Raw genomic sequence first — 20,234 nt, 5'->3', positions numbered from 1 at the left:
GCGATGGGGTGCGTCTGCCGGCGTCCGAAGACCGTGAGGTGCCCCGTGGCCGTCCAGCGATCCCGACCGCGTATCCGCCCGCCCGCCGAGGCGGACCGCCCCGCCGGGGGCGGCGCCGGCGGGGCCCCTGAACCGGTGGTCTCCGCGCCGGCGCCCGAGGCGGCGGGCTCGGCGGATCTGCCGGCCGGGGAGCCCGCGCTGGTGGCCGATGCCGTCCGGCGCAACGTCGCCCGCAGCCCGCAGGCCCTCGCCGACGACCGGCTGCGCGACCTGCTCGCGCGCCACCGCGGCCGCCTCGAACGGCGCGACACCCTGCTCAGCGGGGTCGACCTCGCCGGTACGGCGGCGCCGTGGGCCGCCCTGCCGGCCGGGCCCGAGCCGCTGTTCAGCGCCGACCGGCCGGGCGGTGCAGCCGCCTCCGCGCCGATCAGCACCGCCGCAGCGCTCCGCGAAGGCAGCGGCCCGCTGCGCTACGGCTACCCGCTCGTCGTCCTCGACTGCGGCGGCGCGCCGTTCGCGGCGCCGCTGTTCGCCGCTGACGCCGAACTCCTGCCCGGCAGCGGCGGCGCGGCGCCCCGGGTGCGGCTCACCGGACCGCCTGACGTCCACCCCGGCCTGCTCCGCCTGCTCGGTGCCGACACCGCCGAGGAGCGGGCCGCCCTGCGCGCCTGGCTGCGGGAGGGTCCGGAAGACGGGCCGAGCACGCCCGCCGCGCGCACCGCGCCCGCCGTCGCCGCCCTCGCCCAGAAGGCGCACGCGCTGCTGGCGCGGCTGCAGATCCCCCGCGCCGACACCGTCGCGCCCGCCGCGCTGCGCGGAGCGCCTCCGCTCCCGCCCGGCGAGGGCGCCTACAACGTGGCGCTCGTCTACCGCCCGGCCCCCGCCGCGTCCGCGCCGCCGGAGCTCGGCACCTCGGCCCCGCTCTGCGCCGACCTCGATCCCGGTGCCGGCGGCATCGACCCGGGCAAGGCTGCCGGAACCGCTCTGGCGCCGGTCCTGACCTGCACCGACCGCGAACGCGACGAGGCGGTCCTGCCCGTTGCGGCCGCGCGGCTGACCCAGGAGCGCGCCGCCGCCGTGCAGTCGGCCCTGCGCCGCACGCTCACCACCGTGCACGCCGCCGCCGGCGCGTCCGCCGCGGAGGCCGTGGACGCCGCCGTGCGCACCGCCCGCACCGCCGGGCTCAGCGTCGTGGTGGCCGCGCCCGCGAGCGCCCTGCCCGCCAGCTGGGGGGACCCGGAGGCGCCGCTGGATTCGCTGGTCCTGCGCGCCGACGCCCCGGATGCCCGTGCCGCCGAGGAGTGCGCGCTCCGGCGGGTCCTCGACGCCCCCGCCGAACCGCCCGACCACGTTGCCCTCCGGCACAGCGCCCGGGACGACTGGGTGCGGGTGCAGCAGGCGTGGCGGGCGATGGACGCCGTCGCCGCGGAGGGCCACGCGCTGGTCCGGCTCGGCGCGGAGCGGCGCCGGCTGGCCGCGTGCGGCTGGGACCCGCAGGCCCTGTTCGGCCAGCGCCGCGGCGATCCGGAGTCCTGGCTGGCGCGGTTCCGGCGGGCCGCGGAGAGCCGGCTCGGCGGACGCGCGGTCCGTGCTGCGGTCCGCCGCGAACTGGGCATCGCCCCGACCAGCGACCATCTCGACGCGCTGGCACGGGCCGCCACGGTGGAGGCGCAGTGGCGGCGCTCCCTCGACCGGCGGCACCGGGCCACCTCGGTGGGCGACCTGGCCGCCGACCTGGCGGCTGCGCTCGCCTGCCAGGCGCTGTCCGGCGCCGAACTCGCTGCGGGTGAGGCGGAGCGGCGCGCGGCCCGCGGCCGGGCCGCTGCCCGGCAGCGAGCCGGTGCCCTCGAAGCGCCCGGCTCCGACCCCTGGTACGGGTTCGCGCGCTCCCTGTCGGTGCTGCCGGCCTGGGCGGTGGCGGCCGACGCGGCCAGCAGTCTGCCCGCGGTGGCCGGGCTGTTCGACCTCGTCGTGGTGGCCGAGGCCGACCGCGTCACTGCCGCGGAGCTGCTGCCGCTGCTCTACCGCGCGCGGCACGCCCTGGTGCTGGGCGACCCGGCGCAGCCGCACCTGGACGCCTTCGCGGCACACGGCCCCGCCGGCGCGCGCGGAGCGGAGTCCGCCGCCGACGGAGGATCGGCGCTGGAGGTGTGCACCACCGTGGCCGAGGCAGCGGGGAACCCGGACGGCCGGGTGCTGCGCCTGACCGAGGCGGAGCGCACGTCGTGCGCGCTGGTGGCGGCAACGGCACAGGCGCTCCCGTCGCGGACGTTGCATCCGGTGCCCGGCCCGCCCCCGCCCAGCGGCCTGCTGGACGGCCCGCCCGTCGCGTGGGTGCAGACCGCGGGTTCCTGCACGCCGGAACCGGGAGCCTCGGCCGTCAACCGGGACGAGGCGTACCGCACCGCCGTCGCCGTCGACCGGCTCGACGCCGATCTGCCGGCCGGCATCGCGATCGCGGTCACCGCGCCCTGGCAGGGCCAGGTCGCGCTGCTGCGCCGGCTGATCCGGCCCGCGGAGCGGCAGCGCGTCGCGGTACTGACCGCCGCCGAACTGCGGGCCCGCCCCGCCCCCGGCAGCACGGCGGATCCGGCCGCGGCCCTCGGGCGTGCAGCGGAGCCGTCCGCTCCGCCCGGGGCAGGCGCAGCCGTCGCCGACGTCGTGGTCGTGTCGGCCACCGGCGGCCCGGGCGGCCCGCCCCCGGACGCCGCGGCCGAGCGCATGTGGGCGGCAGCGGTGGGCCGCGCGCGGCAGCGGGTCGTCATCGTGGGGGACCGGTCCTACTGGGAGCGGCGGCCCGGCGCGGTACGCGCACTGCTCAGCGCGAGCCGGACGGGAACGGGCGCCGAGACCGGCGCCTCCGCCCGCATCTCGGTCACCGATCCCCAGGCGGAGCAGCCGGATCCGGAGGCCGGCCGGGCCGGCGCACTGCTGCGGGTGCTGGACGAGGGCGGGCTCACCTCCGTCGCCCCGTGCCCCGCACACGCCGACGCCCGGGTCCGCACCGCGCAGGGCGGCGAAGCCCTCGCCGTCCTGGACGACTCGCGGGACGGCGCGGGCCTGTACCGGGTCCTCTCCCGCGCCCGCGCGCTGGAGTCCGCCGAGCGGCGTCCCGTGGTCTGCGTCCCCGCCTGGCGGTGCGCCGACAACCCGGCCGCGGTCGTGCGCGACATTGCCGCGGCGGCCGACCGGGCCTGAGCACTGCCGGCGCTCCGCTCGCCGGGGGCCGGCAGCGCCCGGACTCCGGCCGGGCGGGGTGCCCGGCAGGGGCTGCGTGCCTGCCAGCGGCGGTGCAGCGCGGGTCCGCTGCCGGAGGGCACTCCGCGCGGGCCCGCGGTGCCCGCCCTCCGGGCCCATCGGCGGCGACCTGCCGTGTGCTCGGCGGTGCGCCCCGCGGGAGGGGCACGGTTGCGGCGGACGCGCATCCGGGAGCGTATGCCGGTGCCTCGATTCCCCGGCCTCCTTCCGGAGTCCGCGTCTGGCCCGCAGCACGGTGCGGCGCGTGCCATGAAGCCGGAACCGCAGGCTGACGGCGAGGAGAGCCCGCGCCTGCCCGGTCATGCACGGCGAGCCGCCGGTCCCGTGCTGCGCACCCCGGGCCCCCGACGGCCGCCGCGTCCTCGCGCAGCTGAACGCCGCCGCGCACCGCCGCGGCTTCCCGGCCTCAGGGCTTGCCCTCTCGGGGGCAGGCCCTGAGGCCGCACGGCTCCGTCCTCGGACGGACCTGCCGCGGCCGCAGCCCATGCGGACGTGCCTGCAGCGGGTCTCCCCGTTCCCGGCGACGTCTCCCGGGAACCGGCGGTGCCGCCCGGGGCGGGGTCCGGCCGGGTCCCGCGCGCGGATAGAGTGCGCTCGCCAGAGAGCACGACAGAGGGGACAGGGCGGACCGTGCCCGAAGGACACACGCTGCACCGGTTGGCGGCGCACTTCGCCGCGGAGTTCGGCGGCGTACGGATCCGGGCCGCGAGCCCGCAGGGGCGCTTCGCCGATGGCGCGCGGCGTATCGACGGCCGCACCGTGCAGGGCGCCGAAGCGCACGGCAAGCAGCTCTTCGTCGGCTTCGACTCCGGCGAGTGGCTCCGCGTCCACCTCGGCCTCTACGGCGCCTGGACCTTCGGCGATGAGAGCGGTGAGCGCCACCTCGGGGCGCCGCGGACCGCCGGTGCGGCCGGGCGGCCGCTGCTGCGCGACGGCGAGGGCTTCATCGTTCCGCCCGAGCCGGTCGGCGCCGTCCGCGCCCGGCTGGTGACCGGACGGGGCTGGGCCGACCTGCGCGGCCCCTCCGCCTGCGAAGTGGTCAGCGAGGACGAGAAGCACGCCGCACAGGCCAAGCTCGGCCCCGACCCGCTGCGCCCGGACGCCGACCCCGAGCGGGCCCGCGCCGTCATCGCGCGCTCCCGCACCACCGTCGCGGCGCTGCTCATGCGCCAGGACGTCATCGCCGGTATCGGCAACATCTACCGCGCCGAGTCGCTCTTCCGCGCCGGGATCGACCCCTACCGGCCCGGCCGCGACCTCACCCGGGCCGAGTGGGACGCCCTCTGGGCGGACCTGTCCGGCCTGCTCCGCGACGGCGTCCGGGACGGAATCATCATCACCACCCGGCCTGAGCACCGCGACGATCCGGACGCGCGCCCCGTGCCGAAGCCCGACACGCTCTACGTCTGCTACCGCGCGGGCCGGCCGTGCCGGGTGTGCCGCACCCCGATCCGCTCCGCGGAGCTCGCCGGGCGCACGCTCTACTGGTGCCCGGGCTGCCAGCCCGCCTGACCCGCCGACCCGCGCCGCCGTCCCGCCCGGCCGCGCACCCGCCCCGGCAGTACCGGCGCGCTCCGGCGCCCCGCCGGTGATCCGGGTGCGCTGAATTCCCCGGGGCTGCACAATCCCCTGGAACCCCGCGAGCGCCTTTTTATTCCTCCGGGCGCCTGGAAACCGTTCTCCCCATCCTGCTCACCATTTCCGGGCCCTGCGGACTCTTCCGTTTCTGGTCAGCGAATATCCGGGCGGTATCCAGGCGCGTCCGGAATGGATACGTTTCTGTTGCCGATCCCCGGGAGAATTGAACGAGGAATGGCGGACCACCGCCGGTGATCCAGACGCCGCCGACCCCCCCCGACGAGGTGGACCGTGCTGACATCGACCAGGCTCCTCACCCCCGCGGCCGCCGCCGCAGCTCTCCTCATCGCCGCCGCGGGATGCGCACAGAGCGAACGCGACCAGGGCGGCGACCCCAACGAGACCCAGCCCTTCGTCTTCGCCGGCACCGGCGATGCGCGCTCCCTGGATCCCGTGCTCGCCAATGACGGCGAGACCTTCCGCGTTACCCGCCAGGCCATGGAGACCCTGCTCACCCACGAATCCGGCGGCACCGAGATCGGACCCGGACTCGCCGAGTCCTGGGAATCCAACGACGCCGGTACGGAATGGACGTTCACGCTGCGCGAGGGGATCACCTTCCACGACGGCGAGCCGTTCAACGCCGCCGCAGTCTGCGCCAACTTCGACCGCTGGAACGAGTTCACCGGCGGCTACCAGAGCAGCAACCAGACCTATTACTGGCAGGCCGTCTTCGGCGGCTTCGCCGAGAACGAGAACGACGACCTGCCCGAGTCGACCTACGACGGGTGCGAGGCGGTCGACGAGCACACCGCCAGGATCACCGTGACCGAGGCGTCCGCTGCGTTCCCGGGCGCGTTCACGCTCAGCTCGCTCAGCATCATGAGCCCGGCCTCCATCGAGGCCGTCGCCGACCAGGAGGTGGGCGGTGACGAGGGCGCGCCCGTCCTGCCCGAGTACAGCCAGCAGGCCGGCCGGATCGCCGGCACCGGCCCCTACGCCTACACCTCCTGGGACCACGACGCCCAGGAGGTCACCCTGGAGCGCTACGACGACTACTGGGGCGAGGCGCCCGCCCTGAAGACCCTCATCATCAAGACCATCTCCGAGGAAACCGCGCGCCGCCAAGCCCTCGAAGCCGGCGACGTGCACGGCTACGACCTCGTGGCCCCGGCCGACGTGGAGCCGCTGGAGGAGGCCGGCTTCCAGGTGCCGGTGCGCGACGTGTTCAACGTGCTCTACCTCGCCTACAACCCCGAGGCCGGACCCGCGCTGGAGGATCCCCTGGTGCGGCAGGCGCTCGCGCACGCCGTCGACCGCCAGCGCATCGTCGACACCGTCCTGCCCGAGGGCGCGGAGGTCGCCACCCAGTTCATCCCGGACACGGTGGCCGGCTGGTCCGACGAGGTCGCCACCTACGAGCACGACCCGGCCCAGGCCCAGCGGCTGCTGGAGGAGGCCGGGGAGGACGGCATGACCATCGACGCGTGCTATCCGACCGAGGTCACGCGGCCCTACATGCCGGCCCCCAAGGACATCTACGACATCATCCAGGCCGACCTCGAGGAGGCCGGCATCACCGTCGAGCCGGAGTCCAAGCCGTGGGACGAGTACACGCCCTACGTCGACGCCGGCGAGTGCAGCCTCTACATGCTCGGCTGGACCGGCGACTACAACGAGGCATACAACTTCCTCGGCACCTGGTTCGACGGCTACAAGAAGGCGTGGGGGTTCCGCGACGACGAGGTGTTCGACGTGATGGACCGGGTGGCCGGCGAGCCCGACGTCGCCGAGCGCGAACTCCTCTACCAGGAGGCCAACCAGGTGATCATGGAATACCTGCCGGGCCTGCCGATCTCGCACTCCGCGCCGTCGATCGTCTTCGCTCCGGACGTGGAGCCCCCCGCCGTCAGCCCGCTCACGCATGAGCGCTTCGCCGAGGCGGCGTTCCGCTAGCGCACGGCCCGGGGCGCCCGGTCCGCGCCCCGGGCACCCCACCCGCAGGACCGCCGCGTTCCGCGCGGCGCCCCCGTCCGCCCCGGCCGCGCGGCGCAGTGCCGCCGGCCCCGCGCAGAGTCAGGCGGCTGCAACGGTGCTCCGGTTCATCGTCCGACGCGTCCTGGCGACCGTGCCCACGCTCGCCGGCCTCTCCGTCCTCCTCTTCGGCTGGGTGCGGCTGCTGCCCGGCGGCCCGGAGTACTCGCTGCTGCCCGAGGATGCGAGCCCGGCGCAGCGGGCGACGCTGCGCGAGTCCCTCGGCCTCGACGACCCGGTCGTCGCCCAGTACGGCGTGTTCCTGCTCCGCCTGGTCCAGGGCGACCTCGGCAGCTCCCTGCAGACCGGGCGCCCGGTGCTCACCGAGTTCGCCATGCGCTTCCCGGCCACCGCCGAGCTCGCTGCGGCGGCGATGCTCATCGCCGTCGCGGTCGGCATCCCGCTCGGCTATTTGGCGGCCCGGCGCCGCGGCGGCCTCCTCGACGCGATCGCCGTCGGCGGCTCGCTGCTGGGCATCTGCACCCCGGTGTTCTTCCTCGCGTTCGTGCTCAAGCTGGTCTTCGCCGAGCAGCTCGGCATCCTCCCGTCGGCGTTCCGCCAGACGCCCGGAATCGACGCCACCCGCATCACCGGGTTCTTCGTCGTGGACGGCATCGCGACCCGGGAGTGGGACGCCGCCTGGGACGCGCTGCTGCACCTGGCCCTTCCCGGGCTGGCGCTGGCGTCGATCCCGCTCGCCGTGATCGTGCGGATGACCCGGGCCGGCGTGATCGAAGTGCTCGGCGAGGACTACGTGCGCACGGCAGAGGCGAAGGGCCTGCGCCGCGGGACGGTCCGCACCCGGCACGTCCTGCGCAACGCGATGCTGCCGGTGGTGACCGCCATCGGGCTGCTGGCCGGCAACCTGCTCGCCGGGGCCGTGCTCACCGAGAGCGTGTTCGCGTTCGGCGGTATCGGCCAGTTCATCTACGCGGCCACCCAGACCCGCGACTATCCCGTGCTGCTGGGCTTCATCCTGATCATCGCGGTGGTCTACGTGCTCATCAACCTGCTGGTCGACATCTCCTACAGCCTCCTCGACCCGAGAGTGCGGGTGGAGGCATGACGGCCCCCGCACCCCGCCCCGCCCGGGGCGGCCGCACCGAGCGGATCGACCGGCTCGCCGAGCTCGTCGCCGCGCGCCAGGCGGACGGTGCGGGGCGCGGCGTGTGGGGCGAGGCGTTCGCCCGCATGCGGCGCAGTCCGATGGCGATCACCGGTGCCGCGATCGTCGCCGCCTTCGCCGCGGCCGCCGTCTTCGGCCCCCTCCTCGCCCCCTACAGCCCCACCGCGCAGACCTGGGGCGCCGAGGTCTTCCCCAACCGGAACGTGTTCGTCGGCCCGCGCGCGGAGAACTGGCTCGGGCTGGACAACCTGGGGCGCGACCAGCTCTCCCGGATGGTGCTCGGCGCGCGGCAGACACTCCTGGTGGGCGTCGTCGCCGCCGGGCTCGGGTTCGCCCTCGGCGCGCTGCTCGGCGGGGTCTCCGGCGCGGCGGCCGCACTCGGCGGCGCGGCAGGCCGGCGCGCCGACGCGGTGCTGATGCGCATCACCGACATGCTGCTCGCGCTGCCCACGCTGCTGCTGGCAGTGAGCATCGCCGCGCTCCTCGGGCAGGGCCTGGCCACGGTGATGATCGCGGTCGGCGCGGCGCAGGTGCCGATCTTCGCGCGGCTGCTGCGCGGCGCCATGATCGCCCAGGGCAGCCGGGACTACGTGCTCGCGGCCCGCGCCCTCGGCGCGCGCAACCGCCGCATCGCGCTCCTGCACATCCTGCCCAACGCGCTGGGCCCGGTCCTGGTGCAGCTCACCCTCAGCCTCGCGACCGCCATCATCGACGCCGCGGCACTCTCCTACCTGGGCCTGGGCAACGCCGACCCGTCGGTGCCGGAGTGGGGCACGATGCTCGCCGACGCCCAGCGGTTCCTCAGCGGCGCACCGCAGCTGGCGGTGCTGCCGGCGCTGGGCATCATCGTCACCGCGCTCGGCTTCACCCTGCTGGGCGAGGCGATGCGCGAATCCCTCGACCCGCGGCTGCGCGTATGACGCCGCCCGCGTCTGCCCGGACCGCACCGACCGAACCGCACCGACCCGCACCCGGAGGAGCCGACCATGACCAGCGGCGCCCTGCTTGACGTGGAGGACCTGTCCGTTCTGTTCACCCGGCGCGGCCGGCCCGGCATCACCGCCGTCGACCGGGTCTCCTTCACCCTTGCCGAGGGCCGCATCGGCGGCCTCGTGGGGGAGTCCGGCTGCGGCAAGAGCGTCACCGCGCTCGCCCTGATGGGGCTGCTTCCGGCGCGCGGGGTGCGGGTGTCGGGGGCCGCCCGGTTCGCGGCCCGAGCCGGCGCAGTCGACCTGCCGTCCCTGCCCCAGCGGGCACTGCGCGACCTGCGCGGCCGCGAGATCGCCATGGTCTTCCAGGATCCGCTGTCCTCGCTCAACCCGGTCGTGCCGATCGGGCGGCAGGTCACCGAGATCATCACCCGCCACCGGGGCCTGCGCGGTGCGGCGGCCCGGAACCGCGCCGCCGAACTGCTCGACCGGGCGGGGATCCCGGACCCGCAGCGGCGGCTCAGCGAGTACCCGCACGAGCTCTCCGGCGGCATGCGCCAGCGCGCCCTGATCGCGATGGCCGTCGCCTGCCGGCCCCGGCTGCTCATCGCCGACGAGCCCACGACCGCGCTCGACGTGACGATCCAGGCGCAGATCCTGGAGCTGCTGGCCGAGCTGGTGGCCGAGGAAGGCACCGCGCTGCTGATGATCACCCACGACCTGGGCGTCGTCGCCGGGCTCTGCGACGACGTGACTGTCCTCTACGCCGGCAAGGCGGTGGAGGCGGCGCCGCGGTACGAGCTCTTCGCCGAGCCGGCGCACCCCTACACCGGCGGCCTGCTCGGCTCGATCCCGCGCCTGGACGCGCCGCGCGATGAGCCGCTCACGCCGATCCGCGGCACCGTCAACGACGCCATCGCGTGGGACGACGGCTGCGCTTTCGCGCCGCGCTGCGACCGCGCTGCCGACGACTGCCTCGGCAGGGCTCCGGCGATGCGCGCGGCGCGGCCCGGCCACCGCCACCGCTGCGTCCGCCCGCTGCGCGGCGCGCACTCCGGCCCAGTCCTCCTCAACGGCAGCCGAACCGGGCCGTCCGCCGGTACCCGGCGCGGCACAGGGGAACGCGGTGCGGGCAGCAGCGGCGGGGCGGCCCCTCCAGCCCCGCGCAGTGCGGGGGAGCCGGCCGCCTCCACCGGAACCGCGCCGGGCGCCGAATCCGGTGCCCGCAGCGCGGCCGGCGCCGCGGTGCCCGGACGCCCCCTGCTGGAGGTTGCCGGTGCCGCCGTGCACTTCCCGATCCGGAGCGGGATCCTGGTGGAGCGCACCGTCGGGCACGTCCGCGCCGTGGACGGGGTGTCGCTCTCGATCGCGGCCGGAACGACGTACGGCCTGGTCGGCGAATCCGGCTGCGGCAAGACGACGCTGGGCCGGGCGGTGCTGCGGCTCACCGCCCTCACCGCGGGAAGCGTCCTGCTCGACGGCACCGACCTGGCCGGGCTCTCCGGCGAGGAGCTGCGGCGCGAGCGGCGCCGCCTGCAGATGGTCTTCCAGGACCCGCTGGGCAGCCTGGATCCGCGGCAGAGCGTCGCCTCGCTGCTGGCCGAGGGGCTGGAGGTGCACGGCATCGGCGCCGGCCGGGCCGACCGGCACCGGCGCGCCGCAGAGGCGCTGGAGGCGGTCGGGCTGCCGGCGGCGGCGCTGTCCCGGTACCCGCACGAGTTCTCCGGCGGCCAGCGGCAGCGGCTCGGGATCGCCAGGGCGCTGGTGCTCGCGCCGGACCTCATCATCTGCGACGAGCCGGTGTCCGCGCTCGACGTGTCGGTGCAGGCGCAGGTGCTCAACCTGCTGGCGGAGCTGCAGCGCGAGCGCGGCCTCACCTACCTCGTCATCGCGCACGACCTGGCGGTGGTGCGGCACGTCAGCGACACGGTGGGCGTCATGTACCTGGGCGGCCTCGTGGAGGAGGCGCCGAGCGACACGCTCTACCGGGCGCCACTCCACCCCTATACGCGGTCGCTGATCTCCGCCGTCCCGGTCCCCGACCCGGCGGTGGAGGACACCCGGACCCGCGTCCTGATCGAGGGCGACCTGCCTTCGCCCGCCGCGCCGGTGCCGGGCTGCCGGTTCCACACCCGCTGCCCGTGGCGGCAGGACGACCGCTGCGCCACCGAGCGCCCGGCGCTGCGCACCCTCGCCACCGGCCACCGGGTCGCCTGCCATTTCGCCGAGCAGATCGCCGGCGGGACGGTCCGGCCGGCGGCGGCAGGCCGGTAGCGTCGGTTCCCGCGCCGCGGCACCGCTCGTGCCTGCGGGCGGACGGCCGGCGGCGGGGCAGGGGGCGGTGCATGGGACCGGGCGGGATCGGTGTGGATGCGGCGCTCGCGCTGCTCGCCGCGGCCTCCGCCGCGTTCCTCGCGGCACCGGTGCTCCGCGCCCGCCTCGTGCTGCGCGCCGCCGACCGGGCCGCCGCCCCCGCTCTGCCGGACGGCGGCCTGGGACCCGACGCACTCGGCTACCTCGCGGGCGGACCGGCACGCTCCGCCGAGGTGGCGCTGGTACGGCTGGCCCTGTCCGGGCAGATCCGCCGCAACGGCGACGGCACGGTCACCGCGCACCCCGCTGCCTCCTCTACGGCGCCGGGCCCGCAGGAGAGCGCTGTGCTCTCCGCCGCTGCGGCGGGCGGCGCCGCGCCGGGCCCGGTCCTGCGCACCGCAGCCGGCGTGGCACCCGGCGGGCTGGTCAGCCGCCTCACCGCCAGCGGCCTGCTGCTCGAAGCCCCGGCGGACGCGGCGCTGCAGGCGCGGCACCGCGCCCTGCGCCGCCTGTGGATTCCGGCGGCCTCCGCTGCCGCGGCCCTCGCCGCCGGCCTGGCCGCGCAGCAGGGGGACGCGGGCGTGCGCACCGGGCCGCTGGCCGCGCTTGTCCTGCTCGGTCTGCTCGCCCTGTGGTGGATGGCCGAGCGCTCCGCGGCGCCGCCGGTGCCGCGCAGCAGCGCGGCCGAGGAGGCCCTTGCGGCGGCGCGGACCGCTCTGGAGGAATCGGCAGCTGAGCCGCTCACCGTCGGTGAGGCCCTGCAGTCGACGGCGCTGCTCGGGCTGGCCGGCCTCGTCGGACAGGCCGTCGACGCCTCCGCCTTCGGCGACGGCGCGCCCCCCGCCCCCGGCGCCTACCCGTGGCCGGTGGCCGCTGCGGGCACCGTCGGCTTCGCCGACCTCGTCCAGATCGCCGTCGATGCGGGGGCACCGCCCACGGGCTGACCACGGCTGCGCCGCGGGCCGGCGGCGCCGTCTCGTGCAGCACCTCGGCGGTTCCTGCACCGTCCGGCCCGCCTGCGGTGCTCATCGGGAGCCGTGGCCCAGGCCCTCGGCTGCGCAAGTTCCGACCGCTGCCGACGCCGGGGATGCCGCCCGCCGCCGGTCGGGGCGGAGTGCCGCCGGGGGCACGTCCGCGGCCGGGCATGTGCTGGGGTGCCGCTGGAGAGGACCACGCGGCGTTGGCGGGGTGTCCGGTGCCCCTGCCCGGCCGCTCGGTGGACGCCGCGGCCGAGGCCCTCAGCTGCTCCGCAGGCCACGTCCGGATCGCCGTGGAACCGGGGCGCCGCTCGCTGGCTGTGCTGCGGACCGGCGGTGTTCGCGCCTGCAGCGCCCGTGCGGCCGTCCGCGGGTACCGCCGCTGAGAAGCGCGGCCGCGGTCCGCTGCTCCTCTGCCCGGCGGTGGTGCCCTGCACGGCTGACCTGCGGCCAAAGCTGCGCCTGTCCCGACCGCCGGCGACGCCGGGATGCTTGCGGCCGGCCGCGGCGGCACCGCTCGGCCTCGGCGGCTGCCCGGCACTGGATGGTCCGGTCCGGATCACCGCCGATGCGCGGCGCCGCCTACGGGCTGACCACGGCTGCGCCGGCGGACCGTCCGCCGGGACCCGGGACAGCGATGCCCGGGGCTGCCCGTGCACAGCGGCCGGGGGAGAGCGGTTCGCGGCTGCCGTCCGCCTGCCTTCCGTGCCCCCGCGGCCGCCGCTGCGAGCGGCCCGGCCGGAGCCGCCGCCCGGCTCTTCAGCCCGGCGGAGATCCCTAGCGGCCCTGTCCCTCGGCCGGGGTGCCGGCGGCGGCAGGCTCCGGAGCGGGGCTGCACTGCGCGCAGGCCGCAGCGGCGCGGTCGCGGGCGCGGCGGCGGGCCGCGCGGACCGAGACGCCGACGATCCGGACGGCGGTTGCAGCGGCGATGAGGGCCAGCGGGACGGCCAGCGCCGCCGCGGGCCGCCGGATCGGCCGGTATTCGGCGTCCGTGCCGCGCAGCACCAGGAAGCCGCACGGCTCCGCGGCGCCGCCGGCCGCGCCGCCGGCGCCGTCGCCCAGCGCCGGGATACGGCTCGAACCGCCGCCGAACGTCGCGGCGAACCGGACCCGGGACACCGGGACCACCGTCAGGTCGCGGGTGCGCACCGGGTCCCCGAACACGCGCTCCGAGCGGGCCGTCTCGGCGGCGCGCTGCAGCATCCCCGCGGCGGCGGCGAGCGCCGGGGCCCGGGTGCGCCGATTGGCGACCCGGGCGGCATCGCCCGTACTGGACTTCGGCATCGGCGCCCCTCGTGTGGTCGGTGGCCGGGCGGTCCGCTGCGGGACCGCTGACCGCTCCACGCTAGAACGTCCCGGCCTGTCCCCGCGAGCGCCGCACCGCTTTCGGCCGCATCGGGCCGTCCCCGCCGCGCCCGCGCATCCCGGCGAGTGGGACCCCGATTGACGCTCCGGAGCCGGGTCGGCGATGGTCCCGGCCAGGGCAGGGGCCGCGGACGGCGGCTCTGAACGGCAGGTCTGCTCCGCGCCCGGAACCGGGCGCGCAGAACGGAGGCAGAGGTGCTCGAGACGGAACTGGCCCGGACCATGGCCGCCGCTGACGCCGGGTTTCCCGCGGTGCAGGAGCTGACCGGAGCCGAGGCGCGGGCCGTGATGGCTGCCCGGGCGGCTGCGCCGGCCGACGGCGGCGAGGTGCGCAGCATCCGCGACCGCACTGTCCCCGGACCCGGCGGCCCCGTTCCGGTGCGCATCTATGTGCCGCACGGCAGCACCAGCCGGCCGCGCCCCACCGTGGTCTTCTTCCACGGAGGCGGGTTCGTGTTCTGCTCTGTCGACAGCCACGACGGGTTCTGCCGCGAGATGGCCGCCGCGACCGGGAGCACCGTGGTCTCGGCCGGCTACCGGCTCGCGCCCGAGCACCGCGCGCCCGCGGCCGCAGAGGACGCCTTCGCCGTGCTGGAGTGGGCCGCCGCCGCGGCGGACGGGCTCGGCGGCGACCCGGAGCGCATCGCCGTGGCCGGCGACAGCGCCGGCGGCCACCTCGCCGCCGTCGCCAGCCTGCTCGCGGCCGAGCGCGGCGGGCCGCCCATCGCGGCGCAGATCCTGCTCTACCCGGTGATCGATCCGCAGTGCGGCAGCGAGAGCCAGCACCGCTACGCGACCGGGTACGTCAACACGCGGGCCGCCATGCAGTGGTACTGGAAGCAGTACCTCGGCGGCGCCGACCCCGCAGCGCCGGGTGCCTCCCTGGGCGTGCCCGAGCACCACCTCGCACCGCTGCGCGCCCCCTCGCTGCGCGGCCTGCCGCCCGCCGTCGTCGTCACCGCCGACTGCGACCCGCTGAGCAGCGAGGGCGGCGACTACGCGGCCGCACTGGCCGACGCGGGTGTGCCGGTGCTGCACCGCCGCTACCCCGGCGCCTTCCACGGCTTCGCCACCATCGCGCAGCTGGCCGCGGGCGCGTCCGCCCGCGCGCTGCTCTGGCGCGACATCGGTGACCACCTTCCCGCCGCAGCCCCGGAGAGGACGGCCCGCCCATGACCCCCGCAGCATCCCGCGCCGCAGCCCCCGCCCCGGCGGAGCCCGACGTCGACGTCCTCGTGGTCGGTGCCGGCTTCGCCGGCCTGTACGCCCTGCACGCGGCGCGTGCGGCCGGGCTCTCCGCCCGCTGCCTGGAAGCGGCCGACGGGATCGGCGGTACCTGGCACGCCAACCGCTACCCCGGCTGCCGGTGCGACGTGGAGAGCATCGACTACTCCTACTCCTTCGACCCGCGGCTGCAGGAGGAGTGGGAGTGGAGCGAGCGCTACGCCGCCCAGCCCGAGATCCTCGCCTACATCGGCTTCGTGGCCGACCGCCTCGGCCTGCACTCCGGAATCCGGCTGGACACCCGCGTCACCGCGGCCGAGTTCGACGACCGGACCGCCCGCTGGACCCTGCGCACCGAAGGCGGCGGGGTGCACCGCGCGCAGTACGCCGTCTTCGCCACCGGAGCGCTGTCCGAACCCAGCACCCCGGACATCCCCGGCGCCGGCGACTTCGCCGGCCGCGTGCTGCACACCGCCCGGTGGCCGCGGGAGGAGCCCGACCTGGACGGGCTGCGCGTCGGCGTCATCGGCACCGGATCGTCCGGGATCCAGGCGGTGCCGGTCATCGCCGAGCGCGCCGCGGAGCTCACCGTCTTCCAGCGCACCGCGAACTACAGCGTGCCGGCGCACAACCGCCCGTTCACGCCGGAGGACCACGCGCGCATCCGCGCCGAATACCCGCGCCGGCGGGAGATCGCGCGGCGCAGCGGCGGCGGCTCCCCGCACCGGGTGCACCCGCGGAACACGCTGGACGTGGGGGAGGCGGAGCGGACCGCGGCCTTCGAGGAGACCTGGCGCAGCGGAGGCGTCCTGTTCAGCAAGACCTTCCCGGACCAGAACCGCGACCTGGCTGCCAACGACCAGGCGCGCCGGTTCTTCGAGCGCAAGCTCGCCGCCGTCATCACCGACCCGGAGCTGCTCGCCGACCTCACCCCGGACGACCACCCCGTCGGCGCCAAGCGCATCTGCACCGACACCGGCTACTACCAGGCGTTCACCCGCAGCAACGTCCGCCTGGTCAACCTGCGCAGGAACCCGATCACGCGGATCACCGCCGACGGCGTCGCCACCGGGCAGGGGCACCATCGGCTGGACGTGCTCGTCTACGCCACCGGCTTCGACGCGCTCACCGGCGCCCTCGGCCGCATCGACGTGCGCGGCCCGGGCGGCGCAACCCTCCGGGACGCCTGGGCCGAGGGCCCCGTGGCCCACCTGGGCCTGCAGGTCCCCGGACTGCCCAACCTGTTCCTGGTCAACGGCCCCGGCTCGCCGGCGGTGCTCGCCAACATGGTGCTCACCTCCGAGCAGCAGGTCGACTGGATCCTCCGCTTCATCGCCGACTCCCGGGCCCGCGGCGCCACCCAGGTGGAGGCGCGCGCGGACGCGGCGCGCGAGTGGACCGCCCACGTCGCCGAACTCGCCGAGGACACCCTCTTCCTGCGCGCCGACTCCTGGTACGTCGGCGCCAACATCCCGGGCAAGAAGCGCGTCTTCATGCTCTACTCCGGCGGCCTGGGCACCTACACGCGCGAATGCGAGCGCGTCCGCGAGGACGGCTACACCGGCTTCGTCCTCACCTCCCGCACCCCCGCCGACCGCTAGGGCGTGCCAGGGCGCCGCTCGTGACAAGCGCCCTCCACCCAGCACGCCCGAGACGGCACCTTCACCCGGACGCTCGCGGCCCTGCAGGCCGACCCGCAGGCACACGCCGGTGCGGACCGGCTCGTCGCCCTGGGATCGACGCTGGTCCGGCGCCCACCGGCATGCCGCCGGCGCGGAAAAGGGGCCGATACGGGGACGAACCGGAAGATCGCGCCCTCGGCCGGTCCCGAGGAGGGCTGACCTCCCAGATCCACCTCGCCGCCGGCGGCCGGGGGCGGCTCCTCGCGTTCCCCCGCGCCGGCGGCAACCGCAATGGCTGCCCCCCTATCCGAACAGGCCCTGACCCGTATCCGCGTCAACCGCCGCACGCACGAGCGTGCCGTCGCCACCCCCGCTACGCCGAGGCCGCCCTGGCGTTCGAAGCCGTCAGCGCCCTCCGCCGCACGCTCTGGCTCCACCCGCTGTGCGGACGCGCCCCGGGGCTGCGGCCCGCCCGCGCCGGTCGCGGGCGGGCCGGGGCCGGCGCGGGCGCCGGGTCAGGCGGTCTGGCCGCCGTCGATGACGAACTCCTGGCCGGTGATGTAGGAGGCGTGGCCGCCGAGGAGGAATACGGCCAGCGGCGCGACCTCGTCCGGCCGGCCGACCCGGGGGATGGGGATGCGGCTGACGGCACCGCTGCCCGCGCGGGTCTCCGCGGAGATCATCGGGGTGTCGATCGCGCCCGGGCAGATGCAGTTGACCCGGACGCCCGCCGCGGCCAGTTCCCGCGCCGCCGAGCGGGTCGCGCCGCGCACGCCCCACTTGGCGGCGCTGTAGGCGGTGACGCCGGGGAAACCGCGGATTCCGGCCGTCGAGGCGATGTTGACGATGGCGCCGCCGCCGTCCTGCAGCAGCGGCAGGGCCCGCTGCATGCCGAGGACCGTGCCGATCAGGTTGGTGTCGACGATGGCGCGCAGCTGCTCCTCCGCGAGCTCCGCCAGCGGTGACGGCGCGTAGATGCCGGCGTTGTTGACGAGGCCGTCCAGCCCGCCGAACTCGGCGCGGACCCGTTCGAGGGCGGCATCCCAGGACGCGGCGGAGCGCACGTCGAGCGCCACCGCGAGCGCCGGGCCGCCGACCGTTGCGGCGGCCTCGCGCGCGCGGTCCCCGTCGAGGTCGGCGAGGACGACGCGGGCGCCGGCGCGCGCGGCGAGGCGGGCGTGCTCGGCGCCCTGCCCGCCCGCGGCCCCGGTGATCAGCACGGTGCGTCCGGTCAGGTCGGCGAGCCGGTCGGTACGGTCCTGGTCGGTCATGGGCGCTCCCTCGATCGGCGGTCCGGCGGACCGCGGCGGCGGGCGGCGGGTTCCGCCCGCGGGTCAGGGGGCTGCGGTACCCGGGCGCCGCAGCCGGATCGGCGCGTCCGCCGCGGCGCCCGGGGCCGGCGGCAGAGCGCCGGACCCGGTCAGCCCTGCGCGGCCGGCGCTGCGCCGGGCCGCAGCGCGCGCTTGAGGATCTTGCCGGAGGCGTTGCGCGGCAGCGCGCCCACCACCTCCACCGAGCGGGGGACCTTGAAGTTCGCCAGCCGGGTGCGGCAGAACGCGATCACCTCCTCCTCGGTGGGCGCCGCGCCGCCGCGCGGCACGATGTAGGCGCGGCCGACCTCGTGCAGCCGCGGGTCGGGGACGCCCACGACCGCGGCTTCGGCGATGCCGTCCATCCGGGCGAGCACCTGCTCCACCTCGGCCGGGTAGACGTTGAATCCGCCCACCACGTACATGTCCTTGATGCGGTCGGTGATCGACAGGTAGCCGGCGGCGTCGAGCCGCCCGACGTCGCCGGTGTGCAGCCAGCCCTCGCCGTCGACCGCTTCCGCCGTCGCCGCAGGGTCGTCCAGGTACCCGCGCATGACGATGTCCCCGCGGACCTGGACCTCGCCCTCCTCGCCCGGGCCGAGCACGGTCCCGCCCGGACCCGCCGTGCGCACCTCCACGCCGTCCACGGCGCGCCCGCAGCTGCCCGCCACGAGTGCGGGCGGGTCGCCGGCCCGGCACATGGTGGCGACGACCGCCTCGGTCAGCCCGTAGGCCGTGATGACGGCGGCGAAGCCCAGCTCGGACTGGACCCGCTCGACCAGCGCGACCGGTACCACCGAAGCGCCGGTGACGCCGAGCCGCAGGGCCGACAGGTCGAGCTCGGCGCGCAGCGGCGCGTCCAGCATCGCCTGGAAGACGGGCGGTGCCCCGGCCAGGATGGTCGCCCGCTCCTGCGCGGCCAGGCGCAGCACCGCGTCGCGCTCGAACACCGCCTGCGGCAGCATGGCGGCGCCGTGCAGCAGGCAGACCACGATGCCGGCCTTGTAGCCGAAGCTGTGGAAGAACGGGTTGACGAGCAGGTAGCGGTCCTCGGCGGTGACCGCGCCGCATCGGCCCCAGGACCGGGCGACGCCGATGGTCTGCCGGTGGGCTGAACGGGCGCCCTTGCTGCGGCCTGTGGTGCCGGAGGTGAACAGGATGTCGGCGTCGTCATCGGGCCGTACCGCGTCGGCGCGCCGCTCGATCTCCGCGGCGTCCACCCGGGCGGCCAGCCCATCGAGCTCCTCGAACTCCACCACGCCGGGGTGCGCCGCGCTGTCCGCGGCCGCCGGCGCCTCGCCGATGCGCACCACGGCGGCCAGGCCCGGCAGGCCGGGGATCGGGGGTGCCTCCTCGGGCGGCCCGCCGCCGGCGGCGCCGGAGTCCGCGGGGCGCGCGGCGTCGCGGGCCTCGGCGAGCTGGGACCGGCCGAGGAACCCGTCCGCGACCACGAGGGCGCGCGCTCCGGTGCGGCGCAGCAGGTCGACGGCCTCGTGCCCGGTGTAGCGGCTGTTCACCGGGACCAGGACGGCGCCCTGGTAGGTGGCGGCCAGCAGCGACACCACCCACTGCCAGGAGTTGGGCGCCCAGATCCCGACCCGGTCGCCGGGCCGGACGCCCAGCGCGGCGAACGCGCGGGCCGTCTGCACCACTGCGGTGTGCAGTCCGGCGTAGCTGAGCCGCACGCCGCCGTCGACGAGCGCCGTGCGGCCGGCGTGCCGCTCAGCCGCGGAGCGGAGGAGCTGGGGGAACGTGGCGGGCGCCGCTGGGGGCATGGTGCGTCGTCTCCTGTGCCGGGCCGTGCGCGACACGTCGCGCGGAACGGGCCCCGACCCTAGGGCCGCATGCGCCGCCGGCGGCCGCCCGTCCCGCTCCGCGGGACCGGGGGCGGGGACGGGGCGGGCGGCAGCGGCGCACTAGGGCGTGTCGGGTGGGTGGCGTTCGTCGCGAGCGGTGTCGGCGGTGCACCCGTCGCTAGGCCGACGAGGGAGTCAGGGCGGGGTTTCCTCCTTGATTGAGGAGAACGCCGTGAGGGGCGTGCCGGGGCGGTGGGCAGCAGGGCAGGTGTCCACCCAACACGCCCTAGCGGGGCGGCGGCCGCGGCCAGGAGCGGCGGGCGCGGGGCGGCCCTGCAGCGGGGAAGGCGGCCCCCGCAGCAGAAGCGCGCCGGGGACCGAAGCGGCGGCGGGCGTACGGGCGGGAACCCCGCAGCAGGAGTGCGGCCCACCAGGGCGGCCCGGGGGCCGCGGCGGCGGCGCGGTGACTGCCGCGTGCATCGCCGAGCGGGCCGGCGCCACCCGGCGGCCCTGCTCTGCGGTCCTTCCCGGCAACCGCGCACCGCGCTGGTCGCGGGGCGAGCGGTTGCACCGCGCAGACGTGGCCGCTGCGGCGCTGCGCCGCACGGCCATCCCCGCCAGCGCCGGGACTCCTCCGAGCGCGGCCGCAGCAGGACCCGGCCGCCGAGGCGGTCCGGGAGCCCGAGGCGCGCGGAGCGGGCG

At 76.9% G+C, this 20,234-nt stretch carries 12 protein-coding genes; 9 read left to right on the top strand and 3 right to left on the bottom strand.

Annotated features, from left to right (window positions below):
* Window positions 1-201: 201 nt before the first annotated feature.
* The 7 genes from ACYVGT_RS17935 to ACYVGT_RS17905 all read left to right on the top strand — a co-directional run bounded on the left by ACYVGT_RS17935 (window position 202) and on the right by ACYVGT_RS17905 (window position 12,182).
* Window positions 202-3,198, top strand: a complete 2,997-nt coding sequence (locus tag ACYVGT_RS17935) for a hypothetical protein (protein WP_460859789.1) — start codon at window positions 202-204, stop codon at window positions 3,196-3,198.
* Between the two features lie 690 nt (window positions 3,199-3,888).
* Window positions 3,889-4,770 (top strand): Fpg/Nei family DNA glycosylase, encoded by an 882-nt coding sequence (locus ACYVGT_RS17930; RefSeq protein ID WP_460859785.1) that lies wholly within the window; start codon window positions 3,889-3,891, stop codon window positions 4,768-4,770.
* 357 nt (window positions 4,771-5,127) lie between these two features.
* A complete protein-coding gene (locus ACYVGT_RS17925; protein WP_460859783.1) occupies window positions 5,128-6,792 on the top strand; it encodes an ABC transporter substrate-binding protein in 1,665 nt (554 codons plus the stop codon).
* Between the two features lie 136 nt (window positions 6,793-6,928).
* Window positions 6,929-7,936: an ABC transporter permease gene (locus ACYVGT_RS17920; protein ID WP_460859782.1), complete on the top strand. Its 1,008-nt coding sequence runs from the start codon at window positions 6,929-6,931 to the stop codon at window positions 7,934-7,936.
* Window positions 7,933-8,916: an ABC transporter permease gene (locus tag ACYVGT_RS17915; protein WP_460859779.1), complete on the top strand. Its 984-nt coding sequence runs from the start codon at window positions 7,933-7,935 to the stop codon at window positions 8,914-8,916. Before ACYVGT_RS17920 ends, ACYVGT_RS17915 begins: the two co-directional genes overlap by 4 nt.
* A 66-nt stretch (window positions 8,917-8,982) precedes the next feature.
* Window positions 8,983-11,199 (top strand): dipeptide ABC transporter ATP-binding protein, encoded by a 2,217-nt coding sequence (locus ACYVGT_RS17910; RefSeq protein WP_460859777.1) that lies wholly within the window; start codon window positions 8,983-8,985, stop codon window positions 11,197-11,199.
* A gap of 71 nt (window positions 11,200-11,270) precedes the next feature.
* Entirely contained in the window at window positions 11,271-12,182 is a 912-nt protein-coding gene (locus ACYVGT_RS17905) for a TIGR04222 domain-containing membrane protein (protein WP_460859776.1), read from the top strand.
* An 810-nt stretch (window positions 12,183-12,992) separates the two neighbouring features.
* Here ACYVGT_RS17905 and ACYVGT_RS17900 read toward each other — a convergent pair.
* Window positions 12,993-13,499, bottom strand: coding sequence for a spore germination protein GerW family protein (locus ACYVGT_RS17900; RefSeq protein ID WP_460859774.1), 507 nt, complete (start codon window positions 13,497-13,499; stop codon window positions 12,993-12,995).
* 276 nt (window positions 13,500-13,775) lie between these two features.
* Here ACYVGT_RS17900 and ACYVGT_RS17895 point away from each other — a divergent pair, with 276 nt between their 5' ends.
* Both ACYVGT_RS17895 and ACYVGT_RS17890 read left to right on the top strand, forming a co-directional pair.
* Window positions 13,776-14,756: an alpha/beta hydrolase gene (locus tag ACYVGT_RS17895; RefSeq protein WP_460859772.1), complete on the top strand. Its 981-nt coding sequence runs from the start codon at window positions 13,776-13,778 to the stop codon at window positions 14,754-14,756.
* Complete coding sequence (locus tag ACYVGT_RS17890) at window positions 14,753-16,405, top strand: flavin-containing monooxygenase (RefSeq protein ID WP_460859770.1); 1,653 nt, start codon at window positions 14,753-14,755, stop codon at window positions 16,403-16,405. Before ACYVGT_RS17895 ends, ACYVGT_RS17890 begins: the two co-directional genes overlap by 4 nt.
* Window positions 16,406-16,941: 536 nt before the next feature.
* Here ACYVGT_RS17890 and ACYVGT_RS17885 read toward each other — a convergent pair.
* Both ACYVGT_RS17885 and ACYVGT_RS17880 read right to left on the bottom strand, forming a co-directional pair.
* Window positions 16,942-17,697 (bottom strand): SDR family NAD(P)-dependent oxidoreductase, encoded by a 756-nt coding sequence (locus ACYVGT_RS17885; protein ID WP_460859768.1) that lies wholly within the window; start codon window positions 17,695-17,697, stop codon window positions 16,942-16,944.
* Window positions 17,698-17,846: 149 nt separating this feature from the next.
* The gene (locus ACYVGT_RS17880) at window positions 17,847-19,511 is read right to left on the bottom strand and encodes an AMP-binding protein (RefSeq protein WP_460859766.1); all 1,665 of its coding nucleotides are present in this window, start codon (window positions 19,509-19,511) and stop codon (window positions 17,847-17,849) included.
* Window positions 19,512-20,234 lie beyond the last annotated feature (723 nt).

The organism is Nocardiopsis coralliicola (genome assembly GCF_054779695.1).
The sequence above is the reverse complement of the archived record's forward strand: the minus strand, read 5'-3'. Positions and strand labels throughout refer to the sequence as shown.